This is a genomic window from Bifidobacterium favimelis (genome assembly GCF_037963085.1).
GTDB classification, from domain to species: Bacteria; Actinomycetota; Actinomycetes; order Actinomycetales; family Bifidobacteriaceae; genus Bombiscardovia; species Bombiscardovia favimelis.
On record NZ_JBANDZ010000001.1, the window covers coordinates 1,300,585 to 1,326,310 of the forward strand.

Below are 25,726 nucleotides of genomic sequence, written 5' to 3' on the forward strand. Positions count from 1 at the left end.
TGGGTTGTGGAGGGAGGGAAGCCCGGTCCGCTTCGACCCGGGACGGGAACGCGGCAGTCGTCCCCGCCCAGCCGAGGAAGGCGGAGCGACGGTTCGCTGACCGACGCCCGGTTGGCAGTCGTCCCCGCCCAGACGAGGAAGGCGGCCTGGCTTCGCCCCCGGGAAAGGGACGTGGCAAAGGTTGGGGCGACGGAATATAATGAATTACTCCGTTTTCAAGAAGAGACGCCGCATACAGGAATGGAAGCGAATGTCGAGTTATTCCTCGCAGCTACGAGACGAACAGGGCATGGTCGACCGCGCTTACGGGAGATTGGATGACCTGCGCAAAGAGGCCAAGGACCGCCTGGACGCGGTGAGGGCCGCCGGGTCACACGGGTCGCCCACCCTGCGCACCGAACGGGATTCCTTCGCAACCCTGTATGAGGACAGACTCACCCAGCTCAGGGCCGTTGAAGACCGGCTGGTCTTCGGCCGCCTGGACGACCGGGATGGAGACAGGCGGTACATCGGTCGAATCGGCCTGTCCGACAGGGGGCACGAACCCATCCTGACCGACTGGAGGGCCGATGCCGCCAGACCCTTCTATGAGGCCACACCCGCAGACCACGGGCAGATCGTCCTGCGCCGTCACATCACCCTCAGCTTCCGCACGGTCACCGGGATAGAGGACGAGGTGCTCGACCTGCACTCCCCCCAGGTGGGCCAGGCCGCCGACCGCGGGACCCTGGCCGGCGAGGGGGCGCTGATGGCCTCCCTGGCCAGCAGGAGGACAGGTCGGATGACTGACATCGTCGCCACCATCCAGGCCGAGCAGGACAGGATCATCAGGTCCGACATGGACCAGGCCCTGGTGGTCCAGGGGGGTCCCGGCACCGGCAAGACGGCGGTGGCACTCCACCGGGCCGCATACCTCCTGTACACCCACCGCCGCCTCCTGGAACGCTCCGGCGTCCTCATCGTGGGGCCCAGCCATGCCTTCCTCCACTACATCGACCAGGTCCTCCCCTCCCTGGGTGAGACGGGCGTGCTCAGCCGGACCATAGCCGACCTCATACCCGGTGTCGAAGCCCGGGCAACCGACGAACCGTACACGGCCCGTCTCAAGGGGGATGCGCGTATGGCGGCCCTGGTGGCCAATGCGGTGGCGGGCCGGGAGCGGGTTCCGAAGGATCTGCCCACCATCACCGTTGACGGGGTGGCCCTGCCCATGCTGGGCGTCGACCTCGAACAGGCGATTGCCGATGCCCGCAGGAGCCGCCAGCCCCATAACCAGGCCAGGACGGTCTTCGTCAAGAGTGCCCTGAGGGCCATGACCGACCGCTACTGCCAATCGGTGGACTATGAGCCCGACCAGGAGGAGCTGGCCAGGGTACGGTCCCTCCTGCGCTTGAACGACCGGGTCCGCAAGACGCTGAACCTGGCCTGGCTGCCCATGAAACCGGCCTGGCTCGTCGACAACCTCTGGTCCCGTCCCGACCGTCTCCGCCGCTTCGGCCCCTGGCTGAGCGACCGGGAGGTCTCCATGCTGACCAGGCCCGCCGGCTCCCCCCTGACCGTCTCGGACATCCCGATCCTGGACGAGGCCATGGAACTCCTGGGTCCCGATCCCAAGGATGCCGACCGCAGGACAGCCGAGCAGGCCCGACAGGACGAGGAGCGCCGATTCGCCCAGGAGACCCTGGAACAGAACGGGATAGGCTCCGGCATCGTCACCTCGCAGATGCTGGTCGACGGGATAAACGGGCAGGACGAACAGTTCGCCTCGCAACGGGCCGCCTCCGACCGGGAGTGGACCTTCGGCCATGTTGTCGTCGACGAAGCCCAGGAACTGACGGCCATGGACTGGCGGATGCTGATCCGCCGCTGCCCCTCGCGTTCCTTCACCATCGTGGGTGATGTGGCCCAGACCTCCGCCCTGGGGGGCACCCGATCCTGGCGCAAGACCATGGACCCTCTGTTCGGACAGGACAACTGGAATCTGAAAGAACTGACCATCGACTACCGCAATCCCCGGGAAGTCTCCGACCTGGCTGCGGAGTTCGCCCGTGAAGAAGGCCTGCAGGTCTCCACGGTCAAGGCGGTCCGGGCCGTGCCTGATGCCATCAGGCGGGTCAGGACAGGAGATGGGGATGGATTCGCGACCGCCCTGGGCAGGGAGGTGGTCGACCTGGCCCACACCTTCCTGGGAGAGGACGGGACCGGGCGCCTGGCCGTGATCGCGGACGGCTCCGAGCTGGCCAGGGCCCGTGGAATCGTCAAGCGGGCCCTGCGGGAGGGTATGGCCCCTGACGATTACGAACGGTTGTCCCGCCAGCCGGGGTCGGACAGGCAGGTTTTGGTGACCGGCACCCAGGAGGCGAAGGGGCTGGAGTTCGATGCAGTTGTCCTGGTGAATCCCGGCCGCATCGAGCAGGAGGCCCCCTCCCGCCTGGTGGCCGCCTCGGACATATACGTGGCCATGACACGCCCCACCCAGAGGCTGGTCATCGTGCAGACCGAGGATGACGCCGACCTGCTCTCACTGTGAGGCATCGAACCGGGCCCCGGTCGCGGATGTCCGACTCGGCAATGTGGATGCGGGCTAAAGGTCGGTCCCTCCGGAAAAGCCGGATCCGGCCTCTCATACGGGGTGCGGTTATTCGGCCCTTTCCTGCCCATCGGTGACGGCAGCGGCGTCCACGGCGGGCACGGCATGGCCGTCTTCCTGCCGGAGGGTGTCTATGGCGCGTTGGAAGTCTTCCAGGTCGCTGAAATTCTGATAGACGCTGGCGAACCGCAGGTAGGCAACCTCGTCCAGCTCACGCAGGGGGTTGAGTATGGCCTTGCCCACATCCACCGAGTCGACCTGGGCCAGGCCCCTGGAGCGGAGGTCCTCCTCCACCTGCTGGCCCAACAGTTTGAGGTCCTCTTCCTTGATGGGTCTGCCCTGACAGGCCTTGCGGACACCTGATATGACCTTGTCCCGGTTGAAGGGTTCCGAGTTGCCGGAACGTTTCTTCACCAGAAGGACCGAAGTCTCCACAGTCGTGAAACGGCGGGAGCATACGGGGCATTCGCGTCTGCGCCTGATGGCGTGACCGTCATCGCTGATACGTGTATCCACGACCTTGGTATCGGGATTTTGGCAAAAGGGACAGTGCATGCTGTTCATCATAGCCCCCAACCGGAGGCTGGCAACGCAAGCCGTGGGGTCTGCCCCCAGGTGTCATCGGGTCCGCCGCCCTTCTCCGCACAAGATGGACTTCATCAACTACCGTCCACGGGGACCATGATCCGGTCCCCCGCCTTCAAATCGGCCGAGGACATCTGGTTAAGCTCCTCCAACCGCTCGACGCTGTCGGAGACGTTTCCTCCCTCCGGCGTGATGGCTGAAGCATAGGACCACAGACTTTCCCCCGGCTTGACGATATAGGTGGCCACCTCCTGGGGACCTGCATAGGATTGGGCCCGAAGTGAGGTGAGCCCTACCAGGGCGGACGAGAGCATGACCACCAGGACCAGCACCAGGATGCGCCTCCCCCAGCTGCCCCTGCCATCCAGGGCCCGTCCGATCGCCTCCAGCAGTTTCACACTTCTGGCATCGGCGCATTCAGAAGCCGGGTTCCCCTCTGCCTCCCAATGGACCCCCTCGTCCCTGTCATCGACGGTAGAGTGTACGAGGGCAGGCGCAGAGGCCGAAGCCAGGACCCGGACCGACCTGGGAGAAGCGATACCGGTCATGAGACCACCTCTTTCGAACAAATGTTCTATCGAACAGATGTTCTCATTGTGTCATGCTTCCGACACGAAGGCAAGCCCCATTCGAACATTTGTTTGATTTTCCTGATTCCTGGGGTTAAACTGGCTGAAAAACAACGGAAAGGAGCCCGCCGTGAGCACCATCGCCTTCTCCAGGCCCCACGCAATGAGCCGGCCCGAACGGGAGGATGACGGGACCGAAACGGGTTCCGCCGAACCGGGACCCAGGCTGACGGACCGACAGGAACGGGTGCTGGGGGCTATACGGGATCACCTGCTCCGACGGGGCTACGTTCCTTCATACCGGGAGATAGGTCTCAGTGCCGGATTGAAAAGCACCTCCTCGGTCAAGCACCAGCTCCAGGTCCTCGAGGAACTGGGCTACATCAGGATGAATGCCAACAAGGGCAGGGCCATAGAACTGGTCGGGGACGACCCCCTGGCCGGTGACAAGACCCGGACGGCGACCATACTCCCCCTGCCCACACAGGATGAGGACCAGGCCATCGCACAGTCGCGCGACATACCCCTCCTGGGCAGGATCGCGGCAGGTCAGCCCATCCTTGCCGAACAACATGTCGACGATGTCATGAGGCTGCCGGAAAGACTCACCGGCACCGGCGAACTCTTCATGCTGGAGGTCCACGGGGATTCCATGGTCGATGCCGCAATATGCGACGGTGATTTCGTCGTGGTCCGCAGGCAGAACGAGGCTGAGAACGGGGACATCGTGGCCGCACTCCTCGACGACGAGGCGACGGTGAAGACCCTGCGCAGGGACCGGGGGCACGTCTGGCTGATCCCCCATAACCCCGCATACTCCCCCATAGACGGGAGCGAGGCCAGGATCATGGGCAAGGTGGTCACCGTCCTGCGAAGACTTTGAAGGTGGAGTGACCCGCCCGGGATGCCGGATACTCACATGCCCAGGTTCTCACCGGACTCCCTGCCGAATCCCTCCGGCTCGATTTGGAAGGTCGTATGACGGATGCTGACTGGGAAGTGGTCCCTCAGACACTCCTGCATCTTCGTCAGGATGAGGCAGGCCTGGTCCATGGTGGTCCCATCCCTCACGGTCACATGGGCTGAGAGCTGGGGCATGCCGGTCGAGACCGTGCTGGCGTGAAGGTCGTGCACGGCCAGGACACCGGGGACCTCCTCCAGGTGGGTGCGCACCTGATTCAGGTCCAACCCCTCCGGCGCCTCTTCCAGGAGGACCCGGGCCGAGGTTACCAGGAGCTTCAAGGCCCTGGGAATCATGAGGATGGCGATGAAGCCTCCGGCCAATGCATCGAAGTCCGCCCACCCGGTCGTGATCATGACCAGGGCGGAGACGACCACGGCCACAGACCCCAAGGCGTCGTTCATGACCTCGAGGAAGGCCGCCTTCATGTTGAGGTTGTCGCCGTGGCTGGAGAAAAGCACGAGAAGAGAACCCAGGTTGGCGGCCAGACCCAGTATGCCGAAGAAGAGGAGGAGGCCGATGTCGTTGACCTGACCCCCGCCACCCCCGAAAAGCCGCAGACAGGCCTCAACCAGGGCGCTTATGCCGACTATGAGCAGGACCACGGCACCTCCGGCCGAGGTGATGACCTCCAGCCTGGCCCACCCCCAGGTCCTGGTCGACGTGGGTTTGCGGTGCATGAGGATGGCAGTGACCGTTGAGGCCGTCAGCACGGCCATGTCGGTCATCATGTGGCCGGCATCCACAAAGAGGGCCAGGCTCCCCGTGACGACGGCTCCCACCACCTCGGCCAGGAAGACCGTACCCGTCAGACCAAGAGTGATCAGAAGCTGCCGGCGGTGACGGCCGTCCGCATCCACCAGGCCATCGGAGGCCGACCCCCCGCCCTGCCTGTCTTCCGTCTGCTGGTTCATGTGGCCCATCCTCCCCGACCGGCTCCCGGTCCGGACTGAAACCCTCAGGGCAGGCCGATGACCTCGAAACCCCTTCGGGCAAGGCCAGGGTATCATCGCGCGGTGCGCGCTTGGCTGAAACGATAACGGTTATCGGAACCGTTACCAGGACCACCCCGGGTGTAGACGACGAAAAAGCGCCCGGTCGTTGGACCGGGCGCCTGGAAGCCGTGCAGTGCCGGTTCCCTGTCAGGCGGGAGGGGAGTCCGGCTCATTCAGGCCGTTCCGGATCCTGCCGCCCATAAGCGGGGTTCAGAAACCGAACTGGCCGGCGGTCTCCTTCAGGGTCTCGGCGGAACGCTTCAGGGCCGCCAGCTCGCGGTCGCTCAGCGGGGTGTTGATATGGGTGTTCACACCATCACGGTTGAGCACGCTCGGCACCGACATGCAGACACCGGAAATCCCGTGGAAGTCGTCCAGGAGGGAGCTGACTGGCAGGATGCGGTCCGTGTCGTTGAGGATGGACTCGATGATGTCGACCCCGGACATGGCGATGGCGAAGTTGGTCGCCCCCTTGCCTTCGATGATCTTGTAGGCGGCGTTCTTGACCTCCTGGTGGATCTCCTCGCGCTTGCCCGCATCCAGCGGCTCATGCCCGGGCAGTTCCTTCCAATCGCACATGGGGACCCCGCCGATTGTGGCCGAGCTCCACAGGGGGACTTCCGAGTCCCCGTGCTCGCCGGCGATGTAGGCGTGGACGTTCTTGACGTTGACGCCGGTCTGCTGACCGATCAGGTAACGGAGACGGGCGGAGTCCAGGTTGGTGCCGGAACCGAACATCTGGTTGGAGGGCAGGCCGGAGAGTTCGAGCGACACCCTGGTCACGATGTCGACGGGGTTGGTGATCAGCATGAAGATGGCATTGGGGGCCACATTGACCAGGCTGGGGATGATCGACTTCATGATGTTGACGGTGGCACCCGCCAGGTCCAGCCTTGTCTGGCCCGGCTTCTGACGTGCGCCGGCCGTGATGACGACCATGTCGGCGTCACGGCAGATCTCCGGGTCATCCGAACCGTCGATGGACACGGTCGGGTAGAAGCTGGAGCCGTGTTGCATGTCTCGCACCTCGGCCTCCACGCGCTGCGCGTTGATGTCCTCGAGGACGATCTCCCGCGCCACGCCCCGTTGAGCCGCCGCGAATGCCAGGGTCGAGCCGACGGCGCCGGCACCGACGATCGCGAGCTTAGTTGGCTTAATAGGTGATTTGGCCATGTTCTTTAGGACCTCTCTAACCGAAACCCGAATGGAATCGGGAACACTACTTTCGACAGGAACACCTTAGCTGCACGATGTGACCTTCATGAGCTGCGACAGCACCGTGACCCCACGGCCACCGGACCTCATCCCACCGCCTGTTCAAAGACGGCAGCCGCCAATTCGTCGTCCACGTCGGCCCTTATCCGGACCCCGTCGGCCTGGTAGTCGATACGGTCCACCTGGCCGAACCTCCGGATCCTCTCCAGCAGGGAGCCGCTGGTGTAGGGAAGCGTGGCCTCCACATGGACGTCGGGCTTGGGAAGCATGGACTCGATCCTGCCGAGCAGGTCCCCCACCCCCTCACCCGTCCTGGCTGAGACCAGGAAGGAATCGGGCTCCAGATTCGACAGGCGCCTGCCTGCGGCGGGGGTGGCCCTGTCCATCTTGTTGAAGACCAGGAGGCGGGGTATGTCGGCCGCTCCGGGGATGTCGGCCAGGACCGCGTCGACCGCGCGGATCTGCGAGAAGGGGTCGGGGTGGGAACCGTCGACCACATGGAGGATGAGGTCCGACTGGGCCACCTCCTCCAGGGTGGATTTGAAGGCCTCGACCAGCTGGGTGGGCAGGCGGCGGACGAAACCGACCGTGTCGACGTAGGCGTAGACCCGGCCGTCGGCCGCCCTCGCCCTTCTGACCGCCGTGTCCAGGGTGGCGAAGAGGGCGTTCTCGACCAGCTCGTCCGACCCCGTAAGTCGGTTGGTCAGGGAGGACTTGCCGGCATTGGTGTAGCCGACCACGGCCACGGTGGGCAGGCCGTTGCGGTGGCGGGAGCCCCTTTTGACCTCGCGGGACGGTGCCATCTGGGCTATCTGCCGCTTGAGGCGGGATATCCTGCGGCGGATGACCCTCCTGTCCGTCTCTATCTTGGTCTCGCCCGGGCCCCGGGAACCGATGCCGCCCGCCTGCCCGGCCGCCTGGCCGCCGGCCTGGCGGGAGAGGGACCCGCCCCATCCGCGCAGCCTGGGCAGCATGTACTCCAGCTGGGCCAGCTCCACCTGGGCCTTGCCCTCCCTGCTGGTGGCATGCTGGGCGAAGATGTCCAGGATCAACGCGGTCCGGTCAACCACCTTGACCTTGGTGGCATCCTCCAGTGCCCTGCGCTGGGAGGGGTGAAGGTCGTCGTCCGTGATGATCGTATCGGCTTCCAGACCGGCGACCAGGGCCGCCAGCTCACGTGCCTTCCCGGACCCGACATATGTGGCCGGGTCGGGCTTGGGACGCTGCTGGAGGAGGCCGTCCAGGACCTGCGCACCCGCCGTCCGGGCAAGGGCGGCCAGCTCCCGGAGGGATTCCTCGGCCTGCTCCAGGCTGGTCTGCCCACCGGACCACACGCCGACCAGGACCACCCGCTCCAGACGGACCTTGCGGTATTCCACCTCGGTGACGTCCTGGAGCTCACCCAGACCCTCCACATGGCGGAACTGGTTCCGCCTCTCGCGTTCCTGCCACTCCTGGTCATAGGAGCCGCTTTCCGGATCCGTCACGGCCCCCTGTTCGGAGGGGGTCAGGAGGACCTCGCTGCGGTCGGAGAGCACGCCGGACCCCCGCGGGTGCAGGCCGGTCTGCCCTTCCCTACCGGCTGACCCCCCAACAGGGCCCTTCCCTTCACGCCAAGACCCGTCGGCCGAATCGGCCTTCGGAACCGCGTCGGGACCGTCCTGCACCCCGGTGGGCCGTCGGGGCCGGCCGGGGCGTATGGACCCTGCGGGTTGATGGGACCGGTTCTCTTGCGGGAAATCTTGTTCTCTTCGGGTCAAAGGCACCTCTGCGTTTGTTCGTTGTTCATTCATCGAGATGGCGATGCCGGTGTCGAATCACCGGCGGATTCCGCCCTGGCGAATCCGGCCAGGGCGGAATCGCGACATGCCTCCTATTATCATCGTATTGGCAGACAAGAGCGGGCGGTGCCGCAGGGCCGGAAGGTCCTGACGTCGAGGCGCCCGACCGGCCCCGGAACGACCGGGGCGGCACAGATGGGACAGGTGCATGACGGACGGGATACAGGACAATCCATCGCTTGGGGGCGCTCCGGGCAGGGACGGGGAGCAGTACTTCACCGCCGAACCCGCCTCCCCCGACGAGAGGAGGACGATCAGGGTCCCCCTGGCCGGGCAGACGGTGGCCGTCGAGGTCTCCAACGGGGTTTTCTCCGCCGGCAGGCTGGACCTGGGCACCTCCGTCCTCCTCAGACACACCCCACAGCCCCCGGCTGAGGGGAACCTCCTGGACCTGGGCTGCGGATGGGGCCCCATCGCCCTCAGCCTGGCTTTCTACTCCCCCAAGGCCGATGTCTATGCGGTCGACGTCAACGAGCGAGCCCTGGACCTGACCGGCCGCAACGCCCAGGCCAACGGGCTGACGGGTATCCACACCTGCCGGCCCGAGGACCTGCCGGACACCCTCCGCTTCGACCTGATCTGGTCGAACCCTCCGATCCGTGTCGGCAAGGAGGCCCTCCACGCCCTCCTCATGGACTACCTGCCCCGGTTAAGGGACGAGGGGAAGGCCTACCTGGTCGTCCAGCGCAACCTTGGCGCGGACTCTCTGAGGAAGTGGCTCTCCGAACGTCTGGGCCCTGGTTGGACCGTCGACAAATACGCCTCTTCCAAGGGCTACCGGGTCATCGAGGTGGGCCGGGCATGAGGTTCGACTACCCATCCGACCTGCCGGTCAGCGCCGCCAGGGACGAGATAGCAAGGGCGGTCTCGCACAGCCAGGTGGTCATCGTCTCCGGCCAGACCGGGTCGGGCAAGACCACTCAGATCCCCAAGATCCTGCTTCAGATGGGCAGGGGCACCCATGGCCGTCAGATCGTCCACACCCAACCCAGGAGGATCGCCGCCAGGACCGTGGCCGAGAGGATCGCGTCCGAGACCGGGACCAGACTGGGCGAAGAGGTCGGCTTCCAGGTCCGCTTCACCGACCAGTCCTCGAAGAGGACGCGCCTGAGGGTGGTCACCGACGGCATCCTCCTGGCGCAGATCCAGAGGGACCCCCAGCTCAACGCCTATGACACCATCATCATCGACGAGGCGCACGAGCGCAGTCTGAACATCGACTTCCTCCTGGGCTACCTGACCGCCCTCCTCCCCCGCCGTCACGATCTCAAGCTGATCATCACCTCCGCCACCATCGACTCCGTCAAGTTCCGCGACCACTTCGCCCAGGCCCTGCACACCCAGGTCCCCGTCATCGAAGTGTCCGGTCGGACCTATCCGGTCCAGACGGTCTACGAGCCGGCCGGATCCCACCCGGCCCTCATGCCCTCCGTGCCCGGTTTCGAGGGGGGCGGACGGGCCGGGGGGCGGGAGGCTGACGACGACGATGCGGAAATGGACATCCCCACGGCCGTGGCCCGCGCCTGCACCGAACTGGTCATCCATTCCTCACATGTGACCGGCCCAAGGGACATCCTGGTCTTCGCCGCCGGCGAGCGCGACATACGCGACTACGAGACGGCGATCCGCCGCCACTTCGGCCCCAGGGCCGATGACCTGCGCTGGGCCGACGGCATAGAGATCATGCCCCTCTTCGCCCGCCTCTCAGCCAAGGAACAGCACAGGGTCTTCGAGTCCCACGGCCACCAGCGCATCGTCATCGCCACCAACGTGGCCGAGACCTCCCTGACCGTGCCCGGCATCCGCTACGTGGTTGATCCCGGACTGGCCAGGATCAGCCGGTACTCCAAGTCGGCCAAGGTCCAGCGCCTCCCCATCGAACCCATCTCGCAGGCCAGCGCCGACCAGAGGGCGGGCCGTTGCGGCCGTGTGGCCGACGGCATAGCCATCCGCCTGTACAGCAAGGAGGACTACGACACCCGTCCCCGTTTCACGGACCCTGAGATCCTGCGCACATCACTGGGCTCGGTGGTCCTTCACATGCTCTCGGTGGGCGTGGCCAGGACGGCCGAGGACGTCACGGGGTTCGGCTTCATCGATCCGCCCGACACCAAGGCCGTCTCCGACGGCTTCAATGAGCTGACCGAGCTGCAGGCCGTGGCCCGGCAGGGGAACACGATGACCCTGACCCCCCTGGGCCGCCGGCTGGCCCGGATCCCCATCGACATCAGACTGGGCAGGATGATCATCCAGGCCTCCACGGAGGGGAGCCCGGACACCCTGGCCGCCATCCTCGTGGTGGTCGCCTTCCTCAGCCTCCAGGACCCCAGGGAGCGCCCCGAGGAGGAGCGCGAACAGGCCGACCGGCTGCACGCCCGCTATGATGACGAGACCAGCGACTTCCTCACCGCACTGAACATCTGGCACCGTTTCTTCCCCTCCGACCGGGCCATGTCCAACGGGAGCCTGCGCAGGGCCTGCCGGGATGAGTTCATGAGCTACATCAGGATGAGGCAGTGGCGCGACCTATACCACCAGCTCTCCGACATGTGCCACGGGATGCACATGAAGGTGGGAGAGCCCAAACCGCTCAAGGGGCCGGACAGGGCCGTCCTCTCCCTCCCGATGGCCCAGCAGGCCGCCCACAGCCTGACCTGTTCCTGGGACGGGGAGGGGATACACCGGGCCATGCTCTCCGGCCTCCTGTCCAGCATGGGCATGCAGGTGATCCACGAGCCCAAGGCCTCTGACTTCACCGGTCTGAAAGGGTCGGCACGGGCCAAGGCCCTCAAACGGGCCCAGAAGAGGGCAAAGAACGAATACCAGGGGGCCAGGGGGACCCATTTCGCCATCTTCCCCGGTTCGGCCGTGTCCAAGGGGACGCCCCCCTGGATCATGTCGGCCGAGCTGGTGGAGACATCCCGCCTCTGGGCCCGTTACTGCGCCGCCATCGATCCATCCTGGGCGGAGCCCCTGGCCACGACCCTGACCAGGACCACCTATGCCGAACCCCACTGGTCCGCCTCGCAGGGGGCGGCCGTGGCCTCCTCAAAGGTCCTCCTCTATGGCCTGCCCATCGTCCAGGACCGCACCGTCCAATGGGGCAGGATCAACCCGGCCCAGGCCAGGGACTTCCTGATCAGGCAGGGCCTGGTCGAGGGGGACATCCGCCAGAGGTTCCCCCATGACGGCTTCGTCGTCCGCAACCGGCAGGTCCTGGAAGAGGCGGGTGACCAGACCAACAAGACCAGGCAGGTGTCTGTCAGCGTCAGCGACGAGGACCTCTTCGACTTCTACAACACCCGCCTCCCCCAAGAGGTCACCTCCCTGGCGGCGCTGGGTTCCTGGTGGCGCAGGAACCGCGAGGCCGACCCCCACCTCCTGGACTTCGACCCGTCAAAGGTGGAGCGTCTGCACGATGCGGACGACCAGGTGCGGCCCGGGGACTACCCGGACCGGTGGCAGACGGTCGGTACGGACGGGAGCCCCTTCTCCCTCCCCCTCACATACGTGTACGATCCGGGCAGGGAGGACGACGGTGTGACGGTCCACGTCCCCATCAAGGTCCTCTCCCGCCTGACACCCGAAGAGTTCACATGGAACGTGCCCGGCCTCCTTGACGACCTGATCACCGCCACGATCAAGTCACTGCCCAAGTCGCTCAGGGTCCAGTTCGTGCCCGCGCCCGACACGGCCAGGGCCATCCGCACATGGATAGACGGCCGGTACCCGGTCCTGCCCGGGTCCGATGGACATGACGCCCTGGCCCCGGCCTACGGTTCCTCCGGGGCGCAGGACCAGGCAGGGGCCGAGGCAGGAGGGGGGCCGGGGGCTCCGACCGGGGACGACCCGGACGGTCCGGCCTGGCCGGACTTCGAACACGTCTTCACCGCAGCCGCCATCGACGTGGTCGGCGCCCAGCTCCACCCGGAGGTCTTCAACCGGGAGAGGCTGGAGAGGATGCCGCCCTACCTGCGCATGACATTCAGCGTCGAGGAGTCGGGCGGGCCGTCGCATCCGGGCAGACGGGGACGGGGCAGTGGCAAGGTGGAGGTCCTGGGCCGGTCCAAGTCCTTGGCCGAACTCCAGAAGCGCTTCGCCGACAGGGCCCGTCTCTCGGCCCGCAGCCAGATAAGGAAAGAGGCCACCAAGGCCGCCCGTCAGGGGCAGGTGGTCAGGCAGGCCGACATCCTCCACCAGGCCGGGGCGACCACGGTCTCCAGGGCCGACATGATATGGGGGGCCGCACTGGACAAACTGCGGATGCCGGCGGAGCGCGTATCCTCCCGCTGGCTGAGCCGGGAGGCCCTCATGCTGGCCGCAGCCCCATACCCCGATACCAAGTCACTGGTGGAGGACCTTCAGAAGGCCGCCGTCAAGCGTCTCCTGCCCGACCCCGGAAGGATCGGCGACGACCGTGCCCTGTCCGAGGCGGTCAGCTCGGTCGGGCAGGTCTACGAGGACACCGTGTACAATGTGACCCACGATGTCATAGCCATCCTCCGCCGGGATGCCGAGGTGAGCAAGGCAGTCTCCGGACCCGCCGACCTGCCCATGCTCTCCGTCCTCCAGTGGATCCGGAACCACAGCGCCGCCCTGGTCTGCAAAGGCTTCATCGGCGATGACCCTCCCTACGCCCTGCCCAACGTGGAACGATATCTGGCGGCTGACCTGAAGAGGCTGGAGAAGGCCCGCAAGGACAAGTCCCGGGATGTGCGATGGGCCTGGCAGGCGGAGGAGGCAGCTCAACTGGTCGAGAAGGCCCGGAAGGCCGCGGGAGGCCTTCCGGCCGGGCCGCGGCGGGAGGAGGCCCTGACCAGGGTGGAGAAGGCCCGGTGGATGCTGGAGGAGTACTACGTTTCCATCTGGGCCCAGGAACTGGGCACCTCCCTTCCGGTCAGCCTGCAACGCATCCGCAAGGCCCTGGACGGGGTCTGACCGGTCCGGGAAAACTGAGGAGAGCAGACATGAAGGCAGGAAGCAGGAGGGGAAACCGGCCCGGCGGGGGCAGGAGGGCCTGCGGCCGTCTTCAGAGGTGGCGGGGGCGGGTCGGACGCACCTGGCGGTCCCTGGACCACAGGCAACGGCTGACCGCCCTCGCCGCATCGGCCATGGCGTTGATCCTGGTCGTGGCCCTGAGCGTCACCGCGGTGGACCGACTCTCATACAGCCACCACATCAAACAGGTCCGTGAGGACCAGGAACAGTCTTCGGACCTCTTCTCCTTCGACCCCGGCATGATCATCACCGACGCCCGGTTCCACGACACCACAGGCATGAACACCGAAGACATCCAATCCTTCCTGGAGGAGAAGGGTGCCGCCTGCCAGGGGGACAGGTGCCTGAAGAACCTGAAGGTGGACACCGCCACGAAGGAGGGGGACGACCTGTGCGGACGCTTCCAGGGCGGGAAGGGTCAGACGGCCGCCTCCGTCATCGACGGTGCGGCCCGTGCCTGCGGGGTCAGCCAGAAGGTCCTCCTGACCATCCTTCAGAAGGAGCAGCACCTGGTGACGGCGAAGGACCCCAGCGACTTCCAGCTGAAGGCGGCCATGGGCCTGTCCTGTCCCGACGATGCCTCCTGCGACCCCAAGTATGCCGGATTCTTCAACCAGGTATACGGGTCGGCCCGCCGTTTCCGTTACTACCAGACCCACCGGGACCGGTACCACTTCAGGACCGGCGCCATCAACCAGGTGGCCTTCAGCCCCGACAGGGCCTGCGGCGGGGGTGACGTCTTCATCGAGAACGACGCCACCGCCCTGTTGTACATCTACACCCCCTACCAGCCCAACCGGGCCGCCTTGGAAGCCGGATCGGGCGAGGGGAATTCCTGCTCCGCATACGGGAACAGGAACTTCAGCCTCATCTACAGGGGATGGTTCGGCGACCCGGCCGAATGAGGGCGGCCGGGTTCGGTCCGGTGCACCTAGAGGCGGGGCAGGCAGGATTCCAGCTCATAGGGAGTGACCCTGCGGTTGTACTCCCTCCACTCCCTCCGCTTGTTGCGCAGGAAGTACTCGAAGGCGTGCTCCCCCAAGACCTCAGCCACGAAGTCCGACCGCTCCATCAGTCTGAGGGCAGAGTCCAGGCTGTCCGGCAGGGGCTGTATCCCCATGGCCTGCCGCTCCGCATCCGTCAGCTCCCAGACATCGTCACTGGTCGGATCGCACAGGGTCATCTTCTTCTCCACCCCGTCCAGACCGGCGGCCAGGAGGACCGAGTAGGCCAGATAGGGGTTGACGCCCGGGTCCAGCCCCCTGAACTCCATCCGGGCCGAATTCCCCTTCCCGGGCTTGTACTGGGGTATCCGCAGGAGGGCGGACCGGTTGTTGTGGCCCCAGCAGACGTAGCTGGGGGCCTCGGCCCCGCCCCAGAGCCGTTTGTAGGAGTTCACGTACTGGTCCGTGACGGCGCAGATCTCGGCCGCGTGGGCCAGGATGCCGGCGGCGAACTGCCTGGCCGTCTGCGACATGTTGAACTCCTGGCCCACCTCGTAGAAGGCGTTGGAGTCCCCCTCGAAAAGACTGAGGTGGGTGTGCATGCCGGAACCGGGCTGGTCGGTGAAGGGCTTGGGCATGAAGCTGGCATAGATCCCCCTCTCCAGGGAGATCTCCTTGACCACCGTGCGGAAGGTCATGATGTTGTCGGCCGTGGTCAGGGCATCGGCGTATCGCAGGTCTATCTCGTTCTGTCCAGGTCCCGCCTCGTGGTGGGAGTACTCCACGGATATGCCCATCTGCTCCAGCATGCTCACGCAGGCCCTGCGGAAGTCCATCCCCGGGCTGCGGGGCACATGGTCGAAGTAGCCTCCCTCGTCGATGGGGACCGGGGGCTTGGACCAGTCATCCTGGTTCTCGAAGAGGTAGAACTCGATTTCGGGGTGGGTGTAGAACATGAACCCCTTGTCCTTGGCCTTGGCCAGGGCCCGTTTGAGGACGTGGCGGGGGTCGCCGCTGCTGGGTTCGCCGTCGGGGGTGAGGATGTCGCAGAAGATGCGGGCCGTCCCTTGGGGTCCCCCCCTCCAGGGGAGGATCTGGAAGGTGGAGGGGTCGGGTTTGACGATCATGTCGTCCTCGGAGACCCTGGTCATCCCCTCGATGGCCGACCCGTCGAAGCCCAGGCCCTCCTCGAAGGCGGCCTCAAGCTCAGCAGGGGCGATGGCCACCGATTTCAGCGTCCCCAACACATCCGTGAACCAAAGCCGGATGAAACGGACATCGCGCTCCTCGACGGTGCGCAGCGCGAACTCTTCTTGCTTATCCATACGGCATATGTTCCCATCCCTTTATTTCGTGCGGGGGTGGAAGTCGTTAACATTGGCGGAGATGGGCGCGGACAGGCCAGGACTACCCCACCCGGCCCCGGCCTTGCCCCCCTCCCCTGCCCAGACGGGTGTGGGAGGCTATGACCCCCATGGCCGACTTGCGGTCGTAGTCCCCCGAGTCGTAGACCTTCATGCCCTGGGCCTTGAGACCGTCGACATCCGTGGTTCCTATCATCAGGTCCTCAACGAATCCGGCCGTGGTGGCGAAGAGGATGGGAGGGGCGTAGGACTGGCCTGAGCGCCCATCGATCCAGAGGGTGACCTCCAGCTTGTCGGCCCGGTTGACGGCCAGTATGGCGCTGAGGCCGGAGACCACGGTCGTCAGGTCGCGCACGGCGGCCTCCGGACCGTCCCCCTCCACGTTGCGCAGGACGGCCACGGCCCCCTCCCTGGCATCCAGACAGGCGGCGGAGATATCGGATATCTGGCAGAAGGCGGCCAGGAGCTCGGCCGATGCCAGACGGGTGATGATGGCGGCGCACTTGGCCCGCTCCCCTGTCAGCCCGGCAAGTTCCTGGTCGAAATCGACCCCGTCAAGAGAATCCCCGCCAGGGACCTGTTTCCTGTCGGCATCCTCCTGCCGGGTACCCTCACCTGCCCCTTCGGCATCGCCCTCCTGCTCGGCGAACTCCTTCTCGAACCCCTCAAGGGCCCGTTGGATCTCCTCGTCGCTCAGGTGGCCGTCGTCACCGCCGGGGGCATCCGGATCCTGCATCTTCCCATTCCCTTCGTTCACGCTCGACCCACCTCTTCCCGTTCGAACTTCCGGCTCATGGCTGCCTTGGACCGGCCATGGACCACTGGACACCAGCATAACCGGCGCACCGGTCCGCAGCCGCCCTCCGCTCACACGGCCGGCAGGCAGGAGGGGCCGAAGACCGACTTGATCTCCGCGAACATGGAGGTGTCATGGACGGTCCTGAACCCGTCCCCGAAGGTGAAGACCCGGGCATTGCCCTTGTCGTCGCCCACAACCAGGCGGACCTGGCAGTATCCGGGATGGGTCTTCAGGATTGTGGCCAGACGCTGCATGCGGGGCAGGTCCAGGGCGGCACGGGGCAGGGTGATCGTGACCGGCCGCTCATCGGCGGATTCCAGGGTGGGCACCTCCATGTCGACGGCCCTGAGGTCCACGGACTCGTCGCGTTGCTCCACCTGCCCGCGCACCCGGATGACCGTGTCCAGGGAGAGCTCGTCCGCATGGGAGTCATAGACCTTCCCGAAGAACATGCACTGTATGGAGGACTCCAGGTCCTCGATGGTGACGATGGCCCAGGGGTTCCCCTTCTTGGATACCCTTCGGTCCACCGCCGTGACCAGGCCGGCAAGGGTGACCGCCTGGTTATCCATGGAGGCGGCCCGGTCGATCAGCTGGGCGATGGACATGTCCCTCATACCCGCGAGGACGGAGGTCATGCCGCTGAGGGGGTGGTCGGACACATAGAGCCCAAGCATCTGCCTTTCGAAGTTGAGCTTGGTGGACTTGTCCCACTCGTCGATGTCGGGCACGGTCACCTGGGCGTCGCCCAGGGCATCCGAACCGTCACCCTCGTCGGCCTCGGCGAAGAGGTCGAACTGGCCTTCCGCCTGCTTGCGCTTGATGGGGGCCACCTGGTCGATGGCCTCGTCGTGGATCTGGAAGATGGCCCTCCTGTTGGGCTCGATGGAGTCGAAGGCCCCACCCTTGATCAGAGATTCCACCGTCCTCTTGTTGAGGACCTCCAGGGGGACTCGCTTGACAAAGTCCATAAAGTTGACGTACTTCCCCCTCTTGGACTGACGCTCCTTGACGATCTCCTCGACCGCCTTGTCACCCACGTTGCGGATGGCCCCCAGACCGAAGCGGACCACGTCGCCGACTGCGGAGTACTCGGCCACCGACTCGTTGACGTCGGGGGGGAGGATCCGGATCCCCATCCTCCGCGCCTCACCCAGGTAGAGGGCGGTTTTGTCCTTGTTGGTCTTTTCGTTCTGGAGGAGGGCGGCCATGAATTCCACCGGATAGTGGGTCTTCAGGTAGGCGGTCCAGTATGCGATCAGGGCGTAGGCCGCTGAATGGGCCTTGTTGAAGGCATACCCTGAGAAGGGGACCAGGATGTCCCAAACCGCCTGTGCGGCCTCCTGGGAGTAGCCATGCTCCTTCATCCCCTGGAAGAAGGGGACCTTCTCCTTGGCCAGAACCTCGGGCTTCTTCTTGCCCATGGCCCGTCGGAGCACATCTGCCCTGCCCAGGGAGTATCCGGCCAGGATCCGCGCTGCGGACTGGACCTGCTCCTGATAGACGATCAGGCCGTAGGTCTCGTCCAGGACGGCCTTGAGGGGCTCCGCCACCTCGGGGTGGATCGGCTCGATCTTCTGCAGTCCGTTCTTGCGCTTGGCGTAGTTGATGTGGGAGTTCATATCCATTGGCCCCGGCCTGTACAGGGCGATCAGGGCGGATATGTCGTTGAAGTTGTCGGGCTTGAGCATGCGCAGGAGGGAGCGCATCCCGTCGCCATCGAGCTGGAAGACGCCCAGGGTGTCACCCCGGGCCAGGAGCTCGTAGGTCTCCTTGTCGTCCAGGGGCACCTTCTCGATGCTGATGGGGTCCTTGCCGTTGCGTTCGATGTTGGTGATGGAATCCCTGATGACCGTGAGGTTGGACAGACCCAGGAAATCCATCTTGACCAGGCCCAGGGTCTCGCAGGTGTGGTACTCGAAGGTGGTCGTGACCGTCCCGTCGGTGCGTTCCATGAGTGGTGACGTGTCGGTTATGGGGTTGGAGGCCATGATGGTGGCGCAGGCATGGACCCCGGTCTGTCGGATGATTCCCTCGATTCCCTTGGCCTCCTCGGTGATCCGTTTGACGTCGGGGTTGGAGTCATAGAGGTCCCTGAACTCCCTGGCCTCCGCGTACCGCTTGGAGTTGGGGTCGAAGATCTCCTTGAGGCTCATGTCCTTCCCGTTGACCGAGGGCGGCAGGGCCTTGGTCACCTGGTCGCCCATCGAGTACTCGTAGTCCATGATGCGGGCCGAATCCTTCAGGGCCTGCTTGGTCTTGATGGTGCCGTAAGTGACGCACTGGGCCACCTTGTCGGAGCCGTACTTTTCGGTGACGTACTGGAGGACCTTCGTGCGGCCCTCGGGGTCGAAGTCGATGTCGATATCAGGCAGGGAGACGCGCTCAGGGTTGAGGAAGCGTTCGAAGATGAGGCCGTGCTTCAAGGGGTCCAGCTCGGTGATCCCCATGGCGTATGCCACCATGGAGCCTGCGGCGGAGCCACGTCCGGGCCCCACCATGATCCCGTGCTGCTTGGCCCAATTGATGTAGTCGGATACCACCAGGAAATAGCCCGTGAACTGCATCTGGCAGATGACCCCGCACTCGTAGTCTGCCTGGTGGGAGACCTCAGGCGGGACCCCGTCCGGGTAGCGGTTCTTGAGGCCCTCATCCACCTTCTTCAGGAAGAGGGAGGTCTCATCCCAGCCTTCGGGGCAGTCGAACCGGGGCATGAAGGCCCCGTCCTCATGGTCGTCGAACATGACGTTGCAACGTTCGGCGATTTCGAGGGTGTTGTCGCAGGCCTGGGGGAACTCCTTGAAGAGTTGGCGCATCTCCTGGGCAGAACGGATGTAATAGCCGGACCCGTCGAACTTGAAGCGGCCGGGGTCGGTCAGGCGGGAGCCGGAGTTGATGCAGAGGAGGGCATCCTGGGCGGAGGCGTCCTCCTCACGCACGTAGTGGGAGTCGTTCGTGGCCACCAGGGGGGCGTTCAGACGGCGGGCGATCTCGAGGAGGTCCTTGGTCACCCGCCTCTCGATCTCGAGCCCATGGTCCATCAGCTCTACGTAGTAATTCTCCCTGCCGTAGATGTCCTGGAACTCCCCGGCCGCGCGCAGGGCCTCGTCGAACTGCCCCAGGCGGAGCCGGGTCTGGATGATGCCCGAGGGGCAGCCCGTGGTGGCTATGACCCCCTTGTGGTAGGTGGAGAGCACGTCCTTGTCCATACGGGGCCACTTGCCGACCAGGCCCTCCAGATTGGCCACGGAGGAGGCCTTCATCAGGTTGACCAGGCCCTCGTCGTCGCTTGCCCACATGGTCATGTGGGTGATGAAGCCGCCACCCGACACGTCGTCTGACCGCTGTGAGTCGTTTCCCCAATGCACGCGGCTCTTGTCCTGGCGGGCGGTCTCGGGGGTCACATAGGCCTCGATGCCGATGATGGGTTTGATTCCCTGGTCCACGGCCGTCCGCCAGAGTTCGTAGGCCCCGTGCATGTTCCCGTGGTCGGTTATGGCCACGGCAGGCTGGCCCAGCGCCTTCACCTGGGAGACCAGCTCGGGGATCTTGGAGGCACCGTCCAGTGTGGAGTAGTGGGTGTGGGTGTGCAGGTGGACGAAGTTCCGGTCGGGGGAATCAGAGGAAGACGACATGTAACCCAATGTAACCCCAACGGGCAACCGGATGGGGGCGGGGCCGCGCCGGCACCCGTCAGGCCGCGGCCTTCGCCTTGGACTCGGCCCTCACTTGTTCCAAGGATCGAAGCAGGTCGGCGGGGTAGGAACTGACCACCTTGGTCCAGATGCGGGTACGCGGGTGGCGGAATTCCAGCTGGCGGGCATGGAGCCACTGGCGGTCCAGGCCCAGCCGCCCAGCCAGGACCGGGTTGGCCCCGTACATGTGGTCACCCACCAGGGGGTGGCCTATGGAGGAGAAGTGGACACGGATCTGGTGGGTCCTGCCCGTCTCCAGGTTGACACTGACAAGGGTGGCCAGGCCGAAGCGCTCCAGAACATCCCAGTGGGTCACGGCCGCCTTGCCCACCGGGGTCACCGTGAAACGGAAGTCGGAGACCCTGGCCCGGCCGATGGGGGCCTCGATGGTGGCCCTGTCCTGCAGGAGGTTCCCCTGGACCAGGGCGTGATAGGTCTTGACCACCTCATGCTGGGAGAACTGCCGACGCATCTCCTTGTAGGCCAGGTCCGACTTGCATACCAGCATGAGCCCGCTGGTGCCCACATCAAGCCTGGATACGATTCCCTGCCGTCCGGGTGCACCCATCTGGGTGATCCTGACCCCCCGCTTGAGCAGGCTTCCCAGGACTGTGGGCCCCGTCCAGCCTACGGAGGGGTGGGCGGCGACGCCAACGGGCTTGTCGACCACGACGATGTCCTCGTCCTCATAGACCACAGGCATGTCCTCGGCCACGGGCTCGACCGACCGGGGAGGGTCCGGCTCGTCGAATTCAATCACGTCAGTGTCCATGAGGGGGGAGGACTTGGTCACCTTCCGCCCCAGGACGCGGGCTTCCCCCGTCATGATGAATTCACTCGCCTTGGCCCTGGACACACCGAGCATCTTGGAAAGGGCCAGGTCCATCCGCCTGCCGACAAGGGCATCGGGTGCCGGCATGAGACGGTTCATGCGGCCGCGTCCCCTTCTGCCCCCGTGCCGCCGCCATCGGGCCGCTTCCCAGTTGCGGGCCCGGGGGCGGGGGACCCTTCACGGAAGGGGACCTCGGCCAGGATCATGACCACGACGGCGACCCCGGCCAGGGTGAGGAAGATGTCGGCAATGTTGCCGATGGACCAGCCATAGTCGAGGAAGTCCACGACGGCCCCGTCCAGGAAGCCACCCGCATAGGCGATCCGGTCGGTCAGGTTGCCGGCGGCCCCGGCCAAGGCCAGGGAGAGGACGATGGTCCACCGGTAGGAGGTCGTCCTGATGGCCAGGACGATGAAGATGATGCAGGCGGCCGCCGCCAGGAGGGAGATGATCCAGGTATGGCCCGCACCCAGCCCCAGCGAGGCTCCGGGGTTCCTGACCAGCCTCAGGGAGAGAATCCCCCGGATCACGGTACGGCTCCTGCCGTCGGCCAGACGGAGCTGGGCCAGGGCCTTGGTCACCTGGTCCACCGCCATGGCCAAGGCCGCCAGGCCCACGAAGAGGGCCAGGCGGCCTGCCGACGAAGGGCGGTGTGCTGGTTCAGAAGTCACTGTAACGGCTCAGTTCTGGCCTTCCGGCTTCTTCTCCTCCACGGACTGGTAGGTGTTGGTGTCGGACACCTGGGAGACCAGCTGGTTGAGGAATTCGGTGAGCCTGCTGCGGTATTCCGCCTCGAACTGCTTGAGACCCTGGATGTTGCCTTCGAGGACCTTGGACTGTGCGACCAGCTTGCCCTTCACCTCGGCGGAGTAACGGTCGGCGCTGTCCCTGGTGTTCTTGTCGTATTCCTGAGCCCTGGTCTGCACCTGGCTCTCGTACTCGTCGGCCTGGGAGTGCTTGCGCTTCGAATAGGTCTCGGCATCCTGACGGGTCTTGACGGAGTACTCATCGGCCTCGGAGCGGACCCTCTGGGAGTATCCGTCGGCCTCTCCGTGAATCCTCTTGGAGTACTCATCAGCCTCGCCGTGGGTCCTCTTGGAGTAATCCTCGGCCTTGGCCACGATCTCATCGCGTTGGCTCTGCCCGTCCGCCACGATCTGGGCGGCGTTGGCCTTGCCCTTGTCCACATACTGGTCGTGGAGCTCCATTGCCAGGGTCAACATGGCTGTGGCCCTCTCGGCCTCCGAGCTGGCCTCGGCACCGGCTCCGGCGATGCGGCGCAGGCTGCCGGTCTCCGTGGAGGGTTCCACCTTCGAGACCTGCCTGCGCAGCTGTTCCTCGCGCATGCGGGACTCATCCAGCTGCTTGGTCAGCTGATCGGTCTTCCCGCTCTGCTCCTGCACGGTCTGCTGCATCTGTGCCACCTGCTGACGGGCGGTGGTCAGGTTCTGCTGGGCCGAGGTCAGGTCACGCTTGGCGCTGTTGACCTCCTTGGTCATGGCCTCCACCTGCTGGCGGGCCTCGTCCCGCTCCTTCTGCGTGGCGGAGAGCTGGTCGGTCAGGGCCTGGGTGTTGTTCCCGCTTGCGGCCTGGGCCGTGAGCTGGTCGATCTGGGAGTTGAGCTGATCCACCTGACGCTTGAGCTGGTCGTTCTGGTTGCCAAGCGCCTTGGCGCGTTCCTCGGCCTCAGCCAGCCGCTGCGCCGCCTCGTTCGAAGATGCCTGGGATGTCCCGGCCTGGCTGGCCTGCTTCAGGGACTTGTTTTCGGTCTGCAGGCTCTCGACCTGGGCAGAAAGCTCGGATATCTTGGAATTCAACGAGGCCACGTCCGAGCCCAGGGACTGGGTGGCTGCACCGCCCCCCTGCACGGCCTGCCGGCCGAGCGCCTCTATCGTCTCCGTGACCTGATCCAGGAAGTCATCAACTTCATTGGAGTCGTATCCTTCCCTGAATCTCACAATCGAGAACCTGTGATTCCGAATGTCCTTGGGCGTCAAAAGAGCCATATGAATCTCCAACTCGTTTCAGGCCGCGGCCTGTAAAAAATTCTTCTCCTCATGAATGCTAGCACGTACCCCCCCGCAAGAGTACGCTCATCCCAGCCCGGGAGCAGCTGGTGGCTCCCGTCGGTCTTCCTGCCGCCGACCCGTGGAATCGTCCTGCTGGCCCCGCCCGGGCCGGGCTTCCTCAACCGATCAGGATCTGAACCAGCATGAGGGCGAAAACAAGAACCATGAAGCTCACATCCAACTGGATGTTGCCCAGGGGAAGGGGCTTGATGTACCGCCGGAGCCATCTGAGCGGAGGTTCGGTCAGGATGTATATCACGCTGATGATCGAGGCCGCCACCCCGGTGGGGTACCAACGCGGCGCCAGGACCAGGACCCAGTCGACGACCATTCTGACCAGAAGGACGAAAAGGTATGCATCGATGGCCAGGTTCAGCAGATATCTGATCAGGGTTACAAACATGGCCTACAGTCTAACGCGCCCTTCCTTCCTGCAAGCTGTGCGCAGGCTGGGAACCGTCACCACGGCCGGAACCACCGTCACCGCGGTTCTGATTCCGGGCACCGTCCACGGCCACAGGAGGCGGGTCACCGGGCGAACAGGCCGGAGGCCGCGTTGGGCGCCTGGGCCTCCTCCACCTTGATGTTGACCTGGGCGGGGCTGAGAAGGAAGACCCGGGGGGTCACCCGCTCTATGGACCCACGCACCCCGAAGACGACACCGGCTGAGAAGTCGACGATCCGGTAGGCCACGGCCTCGGCGACACCGGTCAGGTTGAGGACCACCGGAACCCCGTCCCTCAGGGCCCTGCCCACCAACTGGGCATCCTCGTAAGACTTGGGGTGGATGGTGGTGATCCTGTTGATCCTGGACTGGAAGGGGCTGGAATCGTGGTCCTGGCCCGCCGACGACTGCTGCTGGCCCATGGGGGTCACCGAGTGGTCGTTGTCGAAGCCGGCATCGGTGGCGGACTCATCGTCGACCACCGGGTCGTCATCGTCGTCGACGACATCCGCCATCCCCAGGAAGGACATCGCGTTCTTCATCAAACCTGCCATAGTCGCTCCTTCAGCGCGTCACCGGAGGAAGTCCGGTATGTCCAGATAACCTGGGTCGGAAGACTGCGTGTCGTCGGTCGGGGACGGCACCACATCATGTTCCGACGTTTCATCAGAAGGAGCCTCGTCCTTGGCGACGGCCTGGACGGGAACCTCCTTCGGGGGCACCGGGCTGGCCGGTTTCTGTGCATCGGCCTTGACGGGAGCCCCGGCCTCCTCGCCATCCTTCTTCGCATTGGGGTCGAACCCCGCCGCGATGACCGTGACCCGGACCTCGTCCCCGTAGGCGTCGTCCAGGGCCAGACCCCAGATGATCTGCGCCTCCGGGTGGATGGCATCCTGAACCAGCTGGGCCGCCGCCGAGGCCTCCTGCATGGTCAGGTCGGTGGGACCTGCCACATTGATCAGGGCACCGTGGGCCCCCTCGATGCTCTCCTCCAGGAGTGGGGAGCTGATGGCGATCTCGGCCGCCTGGGTGGCCCTGTCCTCCCCCCTTGCGGCGCCGATGCCGAAGAGGGCCGTGCCGGCATCCTTGAGGATGGCCGTCACATCGGAGAAGTCCACGTGTATGTAGGAATTCATCGTTATCAGGTCGGTGATCCCCTGCACACCCGCCAGGAGGGCCGTGTCTGCGGTCTTGAAGGCGTCCATGACCGAGACGGTCCGGTCCGACAGGTCGAGCAGCCTGTCATTGGGGATGACTATCAGGGCATCGACCTCCTTGCGGAGGTTCTCGATGCCTGACTCGGCCGAAGCCGCACGGCGGGGGCCCTCAAAGGTGAAGGGACGTGTGACCACGGCGATGGTCAGAGCACCCTGCTGTCGGGCGGCCCGGGCCACCAGGGGGCTGGCGCCCGTCCCGGTGCCGCCGCCCTCGCCGGCGGTGACGAAGACCATGTCCGACCCCTTGAGGACCTCTTCTATGTCACTCTGGTGGTCCTGGGCGGCCTTGGCCCCTTTTTCGGGGTCGGCACCGGCACCCAGCCCCCGGCTGTTGGCATCGGACAGGGATATCTTGACATCGGCATCGGAGCGCAGGAGATCCTTGGCATCGGTGTTGATGGCGACGAACTCGACGTTCTGCAAGCCCTCGGCAATCATGCGATTCACCGCGTTGCCACCGGCCCCGCCGACACCGACGACCCTGATCTTCGTCTTGTCATTGAAATTGTCAGTCTGGGCAATCTCGCTCACAGTATGCTCCTGTCACTCACGTTACGGTCAACTGTAGCGCAGACCTGATACGCCAACACGCATTTGACCTAAGGCG

General features: G+C 65.2%; 19 protein-coding genes. 5 read left to right on the forward strand and 14 right to left on the reverse strand.

What is annotated here, in order from left to right; translation table 11 throughout:
- Window positions 1–250: 250 nt before the first annotated feature.
- A complete protein-coding gene (locus V6584_RS05290) occupies window positions 251–2,530 on the forward strand; it encodes a HelD family protein (RefSeq protein WP_340469439.1) in 2,280 nt (759 codons plus the stop codon).
- Between the two features lie 108 nt (window positions 2,531–2,638).
- Here V6584_RS05290 and nrdR read toward each other — a convergent pair whose 3' ends face one another.
- The gene (gene nrdR / locus V6584_RS05295) at window positions 2,639–3,145 is read right to left on the reverse strand and encodes a transcriptional regulator NrdR (RefSeq protein WP_340469440.1); all 507 of its coding nucleotides are present in this window, start codon (window positions 3,143–3,145) and stop codon (window positions 2,639–2,641) included.
- A 104-nt stretch (window positions 3,146–3,249) separates the two neighbouring features.
- A complete protein-coding gene (locus V6584_RS05300; RefSeq protein ID WP_340469441.1) occupies window positions 3,250–3,723 on the reverse strand; it encodes a LysM peptidoglycan-binding domain-containing protein in 474 nt (157 codons plus the stop codon).
- Between the two features lie 151 nt (window positions 3,724–3,874).
- On the opposite strand from V6584_RS05300, the gene lexA reads away from it, so the two are divergent.
- On the forward strand, window positions 3,875–4,627 hold the full coding sequence (lexA, locus tag V6584_RS05305; RefSeq protein ID WP_340469442.1) for a transcriptional repressor LexA: 753 nt from the start codon (window positions 3,875–3,877) through the stop codon (window positions 4,625–4,627).
- Window positions 4,628–4,659: 32 nt separating this feature from the next.
- Here the strand turns inward: lexA and V6584_RS05310 are convergent, their stop codons facing one another.
- From V6584_RS05310 to hflX, 3 genes are all read right to left on the reverse strand, one after another.
- Entirely contained in the window at window positions 4,660–5,619 is a 960-nt protein-coding gene (locus tag V6584_RS05310; RefSeq protein ID WP_340469443.1) for a cation diffusion facilitator family transporter, read from the reverse strand.
- Between the two features lie 291 nt (window positions 5,620–5,910).
- On the reverse strand, window positions 5,911–6,873 hold the full coding sequence (locus tag V6584_RS05315; RefSeq protein ID WP_340469444.1) for an L-lactate dehydrogenase: 963 nt from the start codon (window positions 6,871–6,873) through the stop codon (window positions 5,911–5,913).
- A gap of 128 nt (window positions 6,874–7,001) precedes the next feature.
- Window positions 7,002–8,474: a GTPase HflX gene (hflX, locus tag V6584_RS05320; protein ID WP_340469771.1), complete on the reverse strand. Its 1,473-nt coding sequence runs from the start codon at window positions 8,472–8,474 to the stop codon at window positions 7,002–7,004.
- Between the two features lie 430 nt (window positions 8,475–8,904).
- Here hflX and V6584_RS05325 point away from each other — a divergent pair, with 430 nt between their 5' ends.
- From V6584_RS05325 to V6584_RS05335, 3 genes are read left to right on the forward strand one after another with little or no spacing between them, the layout of a single operon-like run.
- Window positions 8,905–9,561, forward strand: coding sequence for a class I SAM-dependent methyltransferase (locus V6584_RS05325; protein WP_340469446.1), 657 nt, complete (start codon window positions 8,905–8,907; stop codon window positions 9,559–9,561).
- Window positions 9,558–13,694: an ATP-dependent RNA helicase HrpA gene (gene hrpA / locus V6584_RS05330; RefSeq protein ID WP_340469447.1), complete on the forward strand. Its 4,137-nt coding sequence runs from the start codon at window positions 9,558–9,560 to the stop codon at window positions 13,692–13,694. Before V6584_RS05325 ends, hrpA begins: the two co-directional genes overlap by 4 nt.
- Before the next feature lie 29 nt (window positions 13,695–13,723).
- A complete protein-coding gene (locus V6584_RS05335) occupies window positions 13,724–14,659 on the forward strand; it encodes a hemagglutinin (protein ID WP_340469449.1) in 936 nt (311 codons plus the stop codon).
- Window positions 14,660–14,685: 26 nt separating this feature from the next.
- Here V6584_RS05335 and glnA read toward each other — a convergent pair whose 3' ends face one another.
- The 9 genes from glnA to ftsZ all read right to left on the reverse strand — a co-directional run bounded on the left by glnA (window position 14,686) and on the right by ftsZ (window position 25,650).
- Window positions 14,686–16,023: a type I glutamate--ammonia ligase gene (glnA, locus tag V6584_RS05340; RefSeq protein ID WP_340469450.1), complete on the reverse strand. Its 1,338-nt coding sequence runs from the start codon at window positions 16,021–16,023 to the stop codon at window positions 14,686–14,688.
- A gap of 82 nt (window positions 16,024–16,105) precedes the next feature.
- Window positions 16,106–16,798 carry a hypothetical protein gene (locus V6584_RS05345; RefSeq protein ID WP_340469772.1) on the reverse strand — a complete coding sequence of 231 codons (693 nt, stop codon included), beginning with the start codon at window positions 16,796–16,798 and terminating at the stop codon, window positions 16,106–16,108.
- A 131-nt stretch (window positions 16,799–16,929) separates the two neighbouring features.
- The gene (gene dnaE, locus V6584_RS05350) at window positions 16,930–20,496 is read right to left on the reverse strand and encodes a DNA polymerase III subunit alpha (RefSeq protein WP_340469451.1); all 3,567 of its coding nucleotides are present in this window, start codon (window positions 20,494–20,496) and stop codon (window positions 16,930–16,932) included.
- 58 nt (window positions 20,497–20,554) lie between these two features.
- Entirely contained in the window at window positions 20,555–21,487 is a 933-nt protein-coding gene (locus V6584_RS05355; protein ID WP_340469452.1) for an RluA family pseudouridine synthase, read from the reverse strand.
- Window positions 21,484–22,059, reverse strand: coding sequence for a signal peptidase II (locus V6584_RS05360; protein ID WP_479688741.1), 576 nt, complete (start codon window positions 22,057–22,059; stop codon window positions 21,484–21,486). Before V6584_RS05360 ends, V6584_RS05355 begins: the two co-directional genes overlap by 4 nt.
- A 9-nt stretch (window positions 22,060–22,068) precedes the next feature.
- Window positions 22,069–23,394, reverse strand: coding sequence for a DivIVA domain-containing protein (locus V6584_RS05365; protein WP_340469453.1), 1,326 nt, complete (start codon window positions 23,392–23,394; stop codon window positions 22,069–22,071).
- A gap of 181 nt (window positions 23,395–23,575) precedes the next feature.
- Window positions 23,576–23,860, reverse strand: a complete 285-nt coding sequence (locus tag V6584_RS05370; RefSeq protein ID WP_340469455.1) for a YggT family protein — start codon at window positions 23,858–23,860, stop codon at window positions 23,576–23,578.
- 125 nt (window positions 23,861–23,985) lie between these two features.
- Complete coding sequence (locus V6584_RS05375; protein ID WP_340469456.1) at window positions 23,986–24,456, reverse strand: cell division protein SepF; 471 nt, start codon at window positions 24,454–24,456, stop codon at window positions 23,986–23,988.
- An 18-nt stretch (window positions 24,457–24,474) separates the two neighbouring features.
- Window positions 24,475–25,650, reverse strand: coding sequence for a cell division protein FtsZ (ftsZ, locus tag V6584_RS05380; protein WP_340469457.1), 1,176 nt, complete (start codon window positions 25,648–25,650; stop codon window positions 24,475–24,477).
- Between the last annotated feature and the right edge of the window lie 76 nt (window positions 25,651–25,726).

Excerpts from the sequence above, each read along its gene's own strand:
- V6584_RS05290 (WP_340469439.1), top strand. The coding sequence starts at position 251 with ATGTCGAGTTATTCCTCGCAGCTACGAGACGAACAGGGCATGGTCGAC.
- nrdR (WP_340469440.1), bottom strand. The coding sequence starts at position 3,145 with ATGCACTGTCCCTTTTGCCAAAATCCCGATACCAAGGTCGTGGATACA.
- V6584_RS05300 (WP_340469441.1), bottom strand. The coding sequence starts at position 3,723 with ATGACCGGTATCGCTTCTCCCAGGTCGGTCCGGGTCCTGGCTTCGGCC.
- V6584_RS05310 (WP_340469443.1), bottom strand. The coding sequence starts at position 5,619 with ATGAACCAGCAGACGGAAGACAGGCAGGGCGGGGGGTCGGCCTCCGAT.
- V6584_RS05315 (WP_340469444.1), bottom strand. The coding sequence starts at position 6,873 with ATGGCCAAATCACCTATTAAGCCAACTAAGCTCGCGATCGTCGGTGCC.
- V6584_RS05325 (WP_340469446.1), top strand. The coding sequence starts at position 8,905 with ATGACGGACGGGATACAGGACAATCCATCGCTTGGGGGCGCTCCGGGC.
- hrpA (WP_340469447.1), top strand. The coding sequence starts at position 9,558 with ATGAGGTTCGACTACCCATCCGACCTGCCGGTCAGCGCCGCCAGGGAC.
- V6584_RS05335 (WP_340469449.1), top strand. The coding sequence starts at position 13,724 with ATGAAGGCAGGAAGCAGGAGGGGAAACCGGCCCGGCGGGGGCAGGAGG.
- glnA (WP_340469450.1), bottom strand. The coding sequence starts at position 16,023 with ATGGATAAGCAAGAAGAGTTCGCGCTGCGCACCGTCGAGGAGCGCGAT.
- V6584_RS05345 (WP_340469772.1), bottom strand. The coding sequence starts at position 16,798 with ATGCAGGATCCGGATGCCCCCGGCGGTGACGACGGCCACCTGAGCGAC.
- dnaE (WP_340469451.1), bottom strand. The coding sequence starts at position 20,496 with ATGTCGTCTTCCTCTGATTCCCCCGACCGGAACTTCGTCCACCTGCAC.
- V6584_RS05355 (WP_340469452.1), bottom strand. The coding sequence starts at position 21,487 with ATGAACCGTCTCATGCCGGCACCCGATGCCCTTGTCGGCAGGCGGATG.
- V6584_RS05365 (WP_340469453.1), bottom strand. The coding sequence starts at position 23,394 with ATGGCTCTTTTGACGCCCAAGGACATTCGGAATCACAGGTTCTCGATT.
- V6584_RS05370 (WP_340469455.1), bottom strand. The coding sequence starts at position 23,860 with ATGTTTGTAACCCTGATCAGATATCTGCTGAACCTGGCCATCGATGCA.
- V6584_RS05375 (WP_340469456.1), bottom strand. The coding sequence starts at position 24,456 with ATGGCAGGTTTGATGAAGAACGCGATGTCCTTCCTGGGGATGGCGGAT.